Source organism: Paenibacillus sp. FSL H7-0735 (genome assembly GCF_038008505.1).
Taxonomy (GTDB): Bacteria; Bacillota; Bacilli; order Paenibacillales; family Paenibacillaceae; genus Paenibacillus_AQ; species Paenibacillus_AQ odorifer.
Map to the genome: position 1 here is coordinate 4489913 of NZ_JBBOZH010000001.1, position 11895 is coordinate 4501807.

The window sequence follows — 11895 nt, forward strand, 5'->3', positions numbered from 1 at the left end:
CGAATCAACTCCTTGAGAACTGTGAAATTAAAGACTGTTGAACTTCAGCCAGCGTAACTTTTTCATTCACCTTTTGTTTGGTGAAATCCCATATACTGTCGATAAATTCCATCGACTCGTCGATTTGAGCATTAGAGCCTCTCTGATAAGCTCCAATATTAATCAAATCCTCTGAATCCTTGTAAACGGCCATAAGGCGCTTCACATTCTCCGCTGCTGCAATCTGTTCTTCTGGAGCAATATCCTTCATTACTCGACTTATGCTGGAAAGAACATCTATTGCTGGAAAGTGTCCTTTGTTAGCAATGTTTCGATTGAGTACGATATGTCCGTCAAGTATTCCTCTGACTGCATCTGCGATTGGCTCGTTCATGTCATCACCATCAACTAGTACCGTGTAGAAGGCTGTTATAGAGCCTGTAGGACCTGTACCAGCACGTTCCAGCAGTTTGGGTAAGCTTGCAAACACCGAAGGTGTATATCCCCGCATGGCTGGCGGCTCTCCAACTGCAAGTCCAACTTCACGTTGGGCCATAGCATAACGGGTGACCGAATCCATCATCAGCATTACATTAAGGCCGCGATCGCGGAAATACTCGGCAATCGTTGTAGCGATAAGCGCACCTTTTATGCGAATCAATGCAGGTTGGTCTGAGGTAGCAACAATTACTACGGATCGCTGCAAGCCCTCTGGTCCCAAATCTCGTTCAATGAAATCCAATACTTCTCTGCCACGCTCACCAATCAGAGCAATAACATTTACGTCAGCTGATGTATTCCGGGCAATCATCCCCATCAAAGTACTCTTGCCGACCCCCGAGCCAGCAAAAATACCGACCCGTTGTCCCTTGCCAATCGTTAGCAAACCGTCAATCGCTCTCACACCGATACTAATGGGCTCCTGCACCCGCGGTCTATTAAGTGGATTGGAAGGAATATTAAAGGTAGAGCTATGTGGCATTCGTGCTGGAATGAGAGAGCCATCAAGCGGCTGCCCCAGACCATCCAGTACTTTTCCTAATAATTCAGAACCTACTTGCACGCTAAGCGGCTTACCAGTGCCCACTACATCACAACCAGGTCCAATCGCCTGCAGTTCACCAAGTGGCATCAATAGTACCTTGTTATCACGGAAACCAACGACCTCAGCTTGCAGCGGTTTGTTTCCTTTAGAAGGGTAGATGTAGCATACATCACCTATACTTGCGTCAGGACCTTCCGATTCAACCATTAGACCGATTACCTGCGTCACTTTCCCATTGATCCTCACCGGATCGAGATTACGAAGTTGCTCCTTATAACGGTTGCTATTAAGCATCGTCTTCCCCATTTCTCTGCTCATCGGTGTCCAGCGCAATTCTTACCAGCTCTTTCTTAATCTCTGCGAGCTGAGTGTCGATTCGAGCATCTATGCTGCCAAAGGAAGAGCGGATAACACATCCTTGGTCTTTTACCGTTGAGTCGGGCAAGATTTGCAGTTCAGCCTGTGAATCAACAGCTAGTGATAATTCTTCCCGAGCAGCATTCACAAAAGCGAACTGCGCTGGGGATACACAAAGTGAGATCAAACCCTGTTCTCGCTTACGAGCCAGATTTTTGCGAATTAAGTCCATTGCGAATTGTGGTTCTATCGTTAATTGCTTGTCCACAATTTTTTCTGCAATATCACAGCTTAACTCTACTAAAAAAGGCTCCGCTTCCTGAATAATCACTTCTCTTGCTTTATACGCCTCAGTCAAAACAGCACGCGCTTCTTCCATCATCTCTGCAATCTTATGCTTCATCTCTTCCTCAGCCTGAGAAACACCTTCCTCATAACCTTGCTGATGAGCTTCAGCTTTGATAGCTTCGATCAGATGTTCATCCTGCTCACGCCGTTGTTTCCACCACTCTTCAGCCTCCGCTTTCGAGGACTCTACAATCTGTTCCGCTTCAAGAGATGCATTCCGAACCTGCTCTTCAGCAAAATCCTGAGCGTCCTTAAGCATTTGCTTACGCGTCTCTTCTGCCTCTTCACGTGCGGGATCATGATAGTCAGTCTCGCTTAAAGTCTCCTCGGGAACGGGCTCCTCAGTTAGGCCCGCATATTGCCGGGCCTGTTCCAGTCTCTTAAAGACATCAACCGGAACATACTGGGAGTGTTTGATCAGCTTAGACAATGATGTCATCTCCTCCGCCACGAGCGATGATAATTTCACCAGACTCTTCGAGTCTGCGGATCGTGCCTACAATACGAGTCTGTGCTTCTTCAACATCACGCAGCCGCACAGGACCCATGTATTCCATTTCTTCTCGGAACGTCTCTGCCATACGCTTGGACATATTTCTGAAAATAACATCCCGTACTTCTTCGCTGGCAACCTTGAGTGCAAGCTGTAAATCCGCATTATCGATATCACGAACAATGCGCTGTATTGAACGATTGTCCACATTGACAATATCTTCGAATACGAACATCCGTTTCTTGATCTCTTCGGCAAGTTCTGGATCTTGAATTTCGAGAGAATCCAGAATCGTACGTTCTGTCCCCCGGTCAACCCCATTCAAGATTTGTACAATCGATTCGATACCGCCAGCATTTGTATAATCCTGAGTTACTGTAGCGGAAAGCTTCTGCTCCAGCACACGTTCAATTTGCGTAATTACCTCCGGAGAGGTGCTGTCCATAACAGCAATTCTTCTCGCCACCTCTGCCTGCTTCTCTTGAGGAAGCGAGGAGAGGATTGCGGCAGCTTGTTCAAATTGCAGATAAGACAATACAAGTGCAATAGTCTGTACATTTTCATTCTGGATAAAGTTGAGAATCTGATTAGGATCCGCTTTTCGTGCAAAATCGAAAGGTCTTACTTGCAATGTTGCAGTCAGACGATTAATGACCTCCATTGCTTTTGTTGACCCAAGCGCTTTCTCCAGAATTTCTTTAGCGTAGTTAATACCGCCTTGTGATATATATTCCTGGGCGAGGCATATCTGATGGAATTCAGACATGATCGACTCTTTTTCACTGCTGTCCACTTTGCGAACATTGGCAATTTCAAGAGTCAGCTGTTCAATTTCCTCGTCTCTTAAATGTTTGAAAATTTGCGCCGATACCTCGGGCCCTAGTGTGATAAGCAGGATCGCAGCTTTTTGACGGCCACTAAGTCCCTGCTGGCTAGCCTTTGCCATTAGTTCACCTCTGTTCGTCTGCAAGCCATGTACGCAGCAGATTTACGAATTCGTCTGGCTTCTTCTTGGCCAAACTTTCCAATTGCTTACGAACTTGACTTTCATTCGTCACGCTCTCCAAATTAATAGAAGGAAATTCAGTAGGAACCTGCAATGGAATGTCTTCATCTTCCTCTTCCACAGTCTGTTTACGACTCCGGTAGATTAGATATCCTCCACCTGCTCCAACCAGCAATGCTGCTGCTCCGATAGCCCATATCATCCAAGAAGCGAGACCACCTTTAACGGTGTTGGCATCGGTGCCACCAAATTGTTGCGAGTAGACCGAAACCTTTTTGGTCAAATCAGCGTCTGTATATGTAGTACCTGAATCTGCAAGAGAAGCGCGAACAATATTCACCAAAATATTTTGAATTGCAGCTGATGTTGCATCATCTAAAGTTTTTTCTCCTGAAGGTGGTTCAACTGCAACATTTATGGTTAAGTCTTTAACAGTATACGGACTAGCAATAACATCTTTAGTAATTCGGTTAACTTCGTAGTTCCTCGTTTCAGAAGATTCCTCCGAGGTAGAAGTATCCGCACCCGCATCAGAAGGATAGCCCGTAACATCTTGAGAACCAGTGCCAGCCACTCCGCCAGTCGTGTTTCCTTGACCCGAATACGAATTACTAATTATCTGTGAACTGATCTCAATCCCCTTCATGTTCTCTGTATCCACAGGGGTAACAAGATCTTCCTTCCGGTTTTCCTTGTCAAAGTTCAACTTTGAGAACACAAGAACATCCACTTTATCAGGACCGGTAAGAGTGCTAAGGAATTGTTTCACATTTTTCTTTACTTCTTCTTCGAATTTTTTCTGAAGAGCGAAGTTTTCTTCAACTTGGTTTGTGACACCAGCCTGTCCACCTTTAGCTGTTGGCATTAATTCAATTTCATTATTTGCAATGGTAATGTTGTCAATTGGCAAATTGGGCACAGCAGTTTTCACAAGATTGAAATACCCGTCAATATTGTCTTGAGTAGGTCTAAATCCTGGATCAAATGAAAGCACAACGGATGCAGATGCCTGCTCCTGATCAGCCTGTGAGGCAAAAACTGTCTCTTTAGGCAAATTAATCAGCACTTTTGCATCTTTAATCCCTTGCATGCGTCTCATTAACTGTTCAACTTCACCGTTTAATGCATTATTGTACTTCACGTTAAACTCGCTATCTGTTGTACCAATCATCGATGAGTTTTCATCAAAGACTTTATATCCGATAGAACCACCTTGAACAATCCCCTGAGAACCGATATCCACCTTGACCCGAGCTGCTTCTGTACTTGGTACAGAAATACTCTTTCCATCTTGACTTAATCGGTATGAAACACCTGCTGAATCTAAGGCTTTCATTACTCCAGCCGAATCCGTACTGTCCAAATCTTGAAATGCTACTTCATATTCTGTTTTTGAAAGCTGCATGGTCATAACTACGATTATTATTAGAATGATAAACAATGTTGAAAAGAATAAAATCTTCTGTTTACCACTAAATCTGTTCCAATACAAGAGAACCTTCTCCCGATATTGGGCAAATCTTTCATTCACAGTGTCACCCCATCCGAAACTAAGCTAGGATTTATTATATTTGAGTTCTCATAATTTCTTGATAGGCTTCAATCACTTTGTTCCGGACTTGTGTAGTCAACTGTAAACTCAGTAGAGCCTGTTGGGAAGAAATCATCACTTCGTCAATGTTCACTTCTCCCAATACAAATTTATTACTCATATCCTTAGCTTGTTGTTCCTGATCAGCCACTTTATTGAGCGCATCCTCAAGATAAGAGCCAAAGCTCTCCATCGAATTAGCAGGAGTGGATGAAACTTCGGAAGATGTCGGTTTCATTGCAAGCTGCTGTACAGCCTGAACCCCATTAGATATATTCTGTATCAACTGTTTCCCCCCCTTAAGTTAATTAACATTCATTTATCTACCAATTTCGAGTGCCTTGCTTACCATAGCTTTGGATGCATTAAGCATCGTAACATTGGCATCATAAGAGCGAGATGCAGATAACATATCAACCATTTCTTTGGTAATGTCTACGTTTGGCATATAGACATATCCTTCAGCATCCGCATCGGGATGGCTCGGATTGTATACCGGCTTCAATGGTGAAGTGTCTTCTATGATCGACTGCACCTTAACCCCTTCATTGCTATTATTCATTTTCGAATTTAGTATATTCGAGAATTTATTACTTTCGTTCGTTTCCAAAACAACCAACTTACGTCGGTAAGGAACAGCCTTGCCATCCACCACGGATGCTCTTGTAGTTTCAGCATTGGCTACGTTGGAAGAAATTACATCCATCCGCAACCGTTGAGCCGTTAATGCAGATGCGCTGATCCCAAAACTACTACCAAAGTTCATACTCTCTTATCCTCCTTGAATTACGGCTCGCATCATCGAAATCTGGCTGTTAATCTGTTCAACATAAGAACTATACCTAAGCTGGTTCTCTGCGCTTAACGCCATTTCGCGATCTACATCCACATTATTGTCGTTATTGTTCATAGAGGTAGTTTCATCAGTATTCTCAACAGCAGCGGGAACAATTGTGTTGCTGCCAAATTGATAATGCCGGGTATCCGAAACTTTCGCTCTAAGTGTAGATTGGATTCCACTTTCCTGTTGTTGCAGGATACTTTCGAATGAAACATCAGAACGTTTGAAATTGGGCGTATCTTGATTAGCCACATTATTTGCTAGAGCACTTTGTCGTTTATAGGCAGCATCAATGCCTCCCTGCAATCGTTGAAAACTGACACTATTCAGCAATCCCAAGACAATTCCTCCTTTCAAAGCTATCATAATGAAAAGAATTCCACAACTTCCATCAAAAAACCTGCTTGCTTTCGACAAATAAAGAAAAAAACACTCTAAATTTACGGTATTCCGTCGAACGCTGTCGCAATGAATAACACTTAGCATTTTCACATACATTGATTTTCATTTAATTTGTATATTATTACAATAAGAAATAAGCCCTATCTTTTTAGAAAAGACAGGGCTTTTAGCACTTTATTACTATTTATTTACATTTTCAACTCATTTTTTTCTTTTTAATTGCATGTTTTGACATATTTTTACGTTTTCACGACACCAATTTGTAATTTATCTAATCCGTTATGCCCAAATTCAAAATACATAGATTTTTTGTTTTTTTGTCGCTTTAAAGAATATACTGACTTAAATCACGATCCTGAGCTATACTTGCCAATTTCTCGCGCACATACTCCGGGGTAATAACCATTTTCTCCAAAGTCAGCTCAGGTGCTTCAAAAGAAAGATCCTCTAACAGCTTCTCCAAAATAGTATGAAGACGCCGTGCACCTATATTCTCCATATTTTGATTCACTGAAGCCGCTATTTTGGCGATCTCATGTATAGCATCCTTCTGGAATTCCACTTCTAAATTTTCTGTTTTAAGCAGATTCACATATTGTTTAGTTAAAGCATTCTCTGGTTCCGTCAAAATAGAAACGAAATCCTCTAACGTTAGACTGCTCAGCTCTACGCGAATCGGAAAACGGCCTTGAAGTTCTGGAATCAAATCTGAAGGCTTAGCAATATGGAAAGCTCCGGCAGCCATAAAGAGTACATAGTCCGTCTTCACAGGACCGTATTTCGTCATAATGGTTGAACCCTCTACAATCGGCAAAATATCCCGTTGCACGCCTTCACGCGACACATCCGGTCCAGACCCTTTTCCCTGACTTGCTACTTTATCGATTTCATCGATAAAAATAATGCCTGATTGTTCAGCCCGAGTCACAGATTCCTGGATCACATCATCCATATCAATCAGCTTAGCCGCCTCATCCTGAATGAGTACCTTGCGCGCTTCGCGAATAGGAAGCTTACGTTTCTTCGTCCGCTTAGGCAGCAAACTGCCGAACATCTCTTGCATATTCATACCCATTTGGTCGTTACCTTGACCTGCAAACATATCCATCATAGTTGGCGCTGTATCCTCAACATCAATTTCAATGATGTCATCTTCCAGCTGACCAGCTAACAGCTTAAATCTAACCCCACGGCGGCGTTCACTTAAACTTCCATCCTGCTCAGTGTCTTCTTTAGAGTCCTCTTGTGCAGAATTCCCTCCAAAAATCATCTCGAAAGGATTCTTTTGTGATTTATTTTTGGAAGAGGAAGGGACCAATATAGAAACGATCCGCTCATTAGCCAGTTCTTCCGCACGATCCTTAACCTTCTCCGTACGCTCAAGCTTGACCATACGAATAGAAGTCTCTACCAGATCACGAACCATAGATTCCACATCTCGACCTACATAACCGACCTCAGTGAATTTAGTAGCCTCCACTTTGATGAACGGTGCATTAACAAGCTTTGCTAGACGCCGGGCGATCTCTGTCTTACCCACACCTGTAGGTCCGATCATCAGGATGTTCTTAGGGACGACTTCATCACGCAGTTCCTCTGCTAGCAGACTGCGCCGATACCGATTACGGAGCGCAACAGCTACCGATTTTTTGGCTTGCTTCTGACCTACGATATATTTATCCAATTCGGCTACAATTTGACGGGGTGTAAGCGATTGATTCACCATCGTGAATTCCTCCTTGTCTCTATGGCACTGAGTCTATAATTGTTCAACAATAATGTTGGAATTAGTGTACACACAAATTTCAGATGCTACCTGAAGCGATTCTCTAGCAATATCCGAAGCGGAAAGATTGGGTGCATGACGTTTGAGTGCTCGACCTGAAGCCAGCGCAAAATTACCACCGGAACCAATCGCAAGAACGTCATCATCCGGTTCGATAATTTCACCATTTCCGGAGATCAGGAGCATTCCTTCCTTATCCATAACAATCATCAAAGCTTCAAGCTTCCGAAGAATACGATCTTGACGCCAGTCCTTCGCTAATTCAACTGCAGCCCGCTGCAGGTTCCCATGATGCTCCTCCAGCTTGCCCTCGAATTTTTCGAATAGGGTAATAGCATCCGCAACGGACCCCGCAAAACCTGCTATTACTTGTCCTCTGTACAGGCGACGGACTTTTCTGGCCGTCGTCTTCATAATAACACTCTCTCCGAATGTAACCTGTCCATCACCTGCTATAGCTGCCTGTCCGTTATGTCTTACAGCACAAATTGTAGTCGCATGAAAGCTGGGTACCATGATTGTAAGTTACCTCCTTAAGATGGGCTTTGTTCGCTATCGACAACCTCCGGCTCCGAATAAGCGAGTCCTGTACGGTTGGCATACTCGGCAAGACTGTCCAGAGCACGATGAGCTAACATTTCATTCTTTTCCTTCTTATTGCGGATCTTCTTCTCTACCTTCGGCAACAGACCGAAATTGGCATTCATAGGCTGAAAATGCTCTGGATCGGCAGAAGTAATATAAGCTGGCATGCTGCCTAGAACAGTATCCTGCGGGAAGATCAGTCCTTCCTGTCCGAGTGCTGCCCGTGCAGCATTAATGCCAGCTATGAGCCCGGAAGCAGCTGATTCAACATAACCTTCTACACCTGTCATCTGTCCAGCAAAAAAGAGTCTTTCCTTGCCTTTCATCTGATAGGTAGGGTGCAGAAGTTTAGGAGAATTAATAAATGTATTTCTGTGCATCACACCATAACGAACATATTCAGCATTCTCAAGACCTGGGATCAGCGAGAATACACGCTTCTGCTCGCCCCATTTCAAATGGGTCTGAAAACCAACAAGATTGTAAAGTGTGCCTGCAGCGTTATCCTGACGGAGTTGCACAACCGCGTAAGGAAGTTTACCTGTATGCGGATTGATAAGTCCTACTGGCTTCATTGGGCCAAATAACGCTGTTTGCTTACCGCGTTTCATCATGATTTCAATAGGCATACAGCCTTCAAAGTATATCTCTTTCTCAAAATCCTTGAGAGCTGCTGTTTCAGCAGAAATCAACGCATCATAAAACACGTCGAACTCCTCTTCTGTCATCGGACAGTTCAGATAAGCCGCTTCTCCCTTATCATAACGGGAAGCCAAATACACCTTGTTCATATCAATGGTGTCTTTCTCAACAATCGGTGCTGCTGCATCATAGAAGTAGAAATACTCTTCACCCAGCAGCCCTTTTATTTCAGCAGATAATGCCGGTGAAGTTAGAGGGCCCGTTGCAATAACAACAATCCCTTCCTCCGGTATATGCGTAAGTTCTTCATTTATGACTTCAACGAGCGGATGATTATGCAAAGTATGGGTGATCTCACCTGAGAATCCGTCACGATCTACGGCGAGTGCTCCTCCTGCGGGTACCGCGTGTCGGTCAGCAGCACCTAATACAAGAGAGTTCAAACGCCGCATTTCTTCCTTCAATACACCTACAGCATTTCCTAATCCATTCGCACGCAAGGAGTTGCTGCATACCAGTTCAGCAAATTGATTCGTGTGATGGGCTGGTGTCTTTACTACGGGTCTCATCTCATATAATCTTACCGGTACTCCTAGTGATGCTATTTGCCAAGCGGCTTCGCTTCCTGCGAGACCCGCTCCAATTACTGTTACTTTTGCTGTATCTGACACTGTCTTTTTTCCTCCCATAGAGACTATTAATCTGCTAATTCTTCTTCGTTGTCTAGAACCGCCTCTGTATGATCACAAGACGTACATTGTAGCTTGGTTCCTTGCTTATTACGTTTCTCAATCATCCAAGATCCACATGATGGACATGGTTTTATAGAAGGTCTATCCCATGAAACGAAATCACAACCAGGGTACTGATCGCAGCCATAGAAAACACGCCCTTTTTTACTGCGTCGCTCCACAACCTTACCTTCATGACATTTAGGACAAGTTACGCCAATATCCTTGATAATCGGTTTTGTGTTTCGGCAATCAGGAAAGCCAGAGCATGCTAGGAATTTTCCAAAGCGACCCAGCTTATACACGAGAGGTTTGCCGCATTTCTCACAGATCTCATCAGAGACTTCATCTTCAATCTCAATTTCTTTCATCTCTTCTTCCGCGAACACCAAACGCTTCTCAAACGATTCGTAAAACTCTGCAAGAACCTTTACCCAGTCTTCTGAGCCCTCTTCCACATGGTCAAGATCCCCTTCCATGTTCGCCGTGAACTCAACGTTTAGGATTTCCGGGAAAAATTGCTCCATCTGCTCTATAACAAGCTCGCCAAGTTCGGTTGGCATGAATTTTTTCTCTTCAATAGCCACATACCCACGCTTCTGGATGGTTTCCAGCGTTGGGGCATATGTACTTGGACGGCCTATACCCAGCTCCTCAAGCGTCTTTACAAGTCTTGCTTCCGTATATCGTGGAGGCGGTTGTGTAAAGTGCTGCTTAGGCTCGATCTCCTGCTTATTTAAAGCATCTCCCGCTTGAAGCGGCGGCAAATACTTGTCTTCATCTGTAGTTCCGTCATCGTTGCCTTCTACATAAACCTTCATGAACCCGGGGAATGAAACCTTCGAACCAACAGCTCTGAATGTAGCAGTACCTGCAGCAATATCGACCGAAAGCGTATCCAGCAGGGCAGAAGACATCTGACTTGATACGAATCGCTCCCACACTAGCTTGTAGAGACGGAATTGATCACGGCTCAAGAACTCTTTGACCATTTCAGGTTCGCGTAATGCCGAGGTAGGACGAATCGCTTCATGCGCTTCCTGTGCTCCAGCTGCCTTTTTAGAATACTGCCGTGGGGATTCTGGCAAGAACTTCTCACCATACTTAGCTGTTATAAGCTCTTTAGCTTCATCCTGAGCGGTGACAGAGAGACGCGTGGAGTCTGTACGCATATAAGTGATCAAACCTACGGTACCTTCTTTACCGAGTTCCACACCTTCGTATAGCTGCTGTGCAACAGACATTGTCTTAGCGGCACGGAATCCAAGCTTACGAGCTGCTTCCTGTTGTAGGGAGCTGGTGGTAAAAGGAGCCGAAGGATGACGTTGTCTTTCCTTCTCCTTCACATCACTCACCTTAAAAGATGCGTTCTTAATGGCTTCAAGAACCTCCTGAACATCACTTTCCTGGTTCAGTTCTTTTTTCACACCATTCAGCTTATGAAACTTAGCTTCAAAGACGGAATCCCGGATTCCAAGCTTCGCTGTTATGCTCCAATATTCGGTGGGTACAAAAGCGGAGATTTCATTCTCACGATCCATAATGATCTTCACGGCAACGGATTGTACACGTCCAGCAGATAAACCTTTTTTGACTTTCTTCCATAATAGAGGGCTAATCTTGTACCCTACCAGTCGATCCAGAATACGTCTAGCCTGCTGTGCATTCACGAGATCCATATTAATCTTACGCGGTGTCTTAAAAGCATCTTTTACCGCTTGTTTGGTGATCTCATTAAAAACAACTCTGCATTCTTGTGTATTATCTAAATCCAGCGCATGCGCCAAATGCCAAGCAATTGCTTCCCCTTCGCGGTCGGGGTCAGCTGCGAGATAAACTTTTTTAACTTTTTTACTAGCGTCTTTCAATTCCTTCAATATAGATCCTTTACCGCGGATAGTAATATATTTGGGACTGAAATTATTCTCCACCTCAACACCAATTTGACTCTTCGGTAGATCTCTAATATGTCCCATTGATGCCTTTACAATATATTTACTACCTAGATATTTGCCAATTGTCTTCGCTTTTGCAGGCGACTCGACAATAACTAATGCATCTGCCATAGACTCTTCCTCCTCGTTAACAC

General features: G+C 43.9%; 11 protein-coding genes. All 11 read right to left on the minus strand.

Going from position 1 to position 11895, the window contains the following annotated elements:
* Positions 1 to 4: 4 nt before the first annotated feature.
* The 11 genes from fliI to topA all read right to left on the minus strand — a co-directional run bounded on the left by fliI (position 5) and on the right by topA (position 11872).
* The gene (gene fliI, locus NSS82_RS20385) at positions 5 to 1318 is read right to left on the minus strand and encodes a flagellar protein export ATPase FliI (protein ID WP_036688546.1); all 1314 of its coding nucleotides are present in this window, start codon (positions 1316 to 1318) and stop codon (positions 5 to 7) included.
* Complete coding sequence (locus NSS82_RS20390) at positions 1311 to 2159, minus strand: FliH/SctL family protein (protein ID WP_038571966.1); 849 nt, start codon at positions 2157 to 2159, stop codon at positions 1311 to 1313. Before NSS82_RS20390 ends, fliI begins: the two co-directional genes overlap by 8 nt.
* Complete coding sequence (gene fliG, locus NSS82_RS20395; RefSeq protein ID WP_076272333.1) at positions 2152 to 3168, minus strand: flagellar motor switch protein FliG; 1017 nt, start codon at positions 3166 to 3168, stop codon at positions 2152 to 2154. The genes NSS82_RS20390 and fliG overlap by 8 nt, the downstream gene beginning before the upstream one ends.
* A 4-nt stretch (positions 3169 to 3172) precedes the next feature.
* Positions 3173 to 4759, minus strand: coding sequence for a flagellar basal-body MS-ring/collar protein FliF (gene fliF, locus NSS82_RS20400; protein ID WP_076106359.1), 1587 nt, complete (start codon positions 4757 to 4759; stop codon positions 3173 to 3175).
* A 34-nt stretch (positions 4760 to 4793) separates the two neighbouring features.
* Positions 4794 to 5105: a flagellar hook-basal body complex protein FliE gene (gene fliE / locus NSS82_RS20405; RefSeq protein WP_036688553.1), complete on the minus strand. Its 312-nt coding sequence runs from the start codon at positions 5103 to 5105 to the stop codon at positions 4794 to 4796.
* Positions 5106 to 5138: 33 nt separating this feature from the next.
* A complete protein-coding gene (flgC, locus tag NSS82_RS20410) occupies positions 5139 to 5585 on the minus strand; it encodes a flagellar basal body rod protein FlgC (protein ID WP_036688555.1) in 447 nt (148 codons plus the stop codon).
* Positions 5586 to 5591: 6 nt separating this feature from the next.
* Complete coding sequence (gene flgB, locus NSS82_RS20415; protein ID WP_038571975.1) at positions 5592 to 5999, minus strand: flagellar basal body rod protein FlgB; 408 nt, start codon at positions 5997 to 5999, stop codon at positions 5592 to 5594.
* A 388-nt stretch (positions 6000 to 6387) separates the two neighbouring features.
* Positions 6388 to 7788: an ATP-dependent protease ATPase subunit HslU gene (gene hslU / locus NSS82_RS20420; protein ID WP_038571978.1), complete on the minus strand. Its 1401-nt coding sequence runs from the start codon at positions 7786 to 7788 to the stop codon at positions 6388 to 6390.
* Between the two features lie 33 nt (positions 7789 to 7821).
* Complete coding sequence (gene hslV / locus NSS82_RS20425) at positions 7822 to 8364, minus strand: ATP-dependent protease subunit HslV (RefSeq protein ID WP_076272334.1); 543 nt, start codon at positions 8362 to 8364, stop codon at positions 7822 to 7824.
* A gap of 17 nt (positions 8365 to 8381) precedes the next feature.
* Positions 8382 to 9764, minus strand: coding sequence for an FADH(2)-oxidizing methylenetetrahydrofolate--tRNA-(uracil(54)-C(5))-methyltransferase TrmFO (trmFO, locus tag NSS82_RS20430; protein WP_076100371.1), 1383 nt, complete (start codon positions 9762 to 9764; stop codon positions 8382 to 8384).
* A gap of 8 nt (positions 9765 to 9772) precedes the next feature.
* The gene (gene topA / locus NSS82_RS20435; protein WP_076272335.1) at positions 9773 to 11872 is read right to left on the minus strand and encodes a type I DNA topoisomerase; all 2100 of its coding nucleotides are present in this window, start codon (positions 11870 to 11872) and stop codon (positions 9773 to 9775) included.
* Positions 11873 to 11895 lie beyond the last annotated feature (23 nt).

Bases quoted from the DNA above. Each gene is read 5' to 3' on its own strand.
- fliI (WP_036688546.1), bottom strand. From the start codon at position 1,318: ATGCTTAATAGCAACCGTTATAAGGAGCAACTTCGTAATCTCGATCCG.
- fliG (WP_076272333.1), bottom strand. From the start codon at position 3,168: ATGGCAAAGGCTAGCCAGCAGGGACTTAGTGGCCGTCAAAAAGCTGCG.
- flgC (WP_036688555.1), bottom strand. From the start codon at position 5,585: ATGAACTTTGGTAGTAGTTTTGGGATCAGCGCATCTGCATTAACGGCT.
- hslU (WP_038571978.1), bottom strand. From the start codon at position 7,788: ATGGTGAATCAATCGCTTACACCCCGTCAAATTGTAGCCGAATTGGAT.
- hslV (WP_076272334.1), bottom strand. From the start codon at position 8,364: ATGGTACCCAGCTTTCATGCGACTACAATTTGTGCTGTAAGACATAAC.
- trmFO (WP_076100371.1), bottom strand. From the start codon at position 9,764: ATGGGAGGAAAAAAGACAGTGTCAGATACAGCAAAAGTAACAGTAATT.
- topA (WP_076272335.1), bottom strand. From the start codon at position 11,872: ATGGCAGATGCATTAGTTATTGTCGAGTCGCCTGCAAAAGCGAAGACA.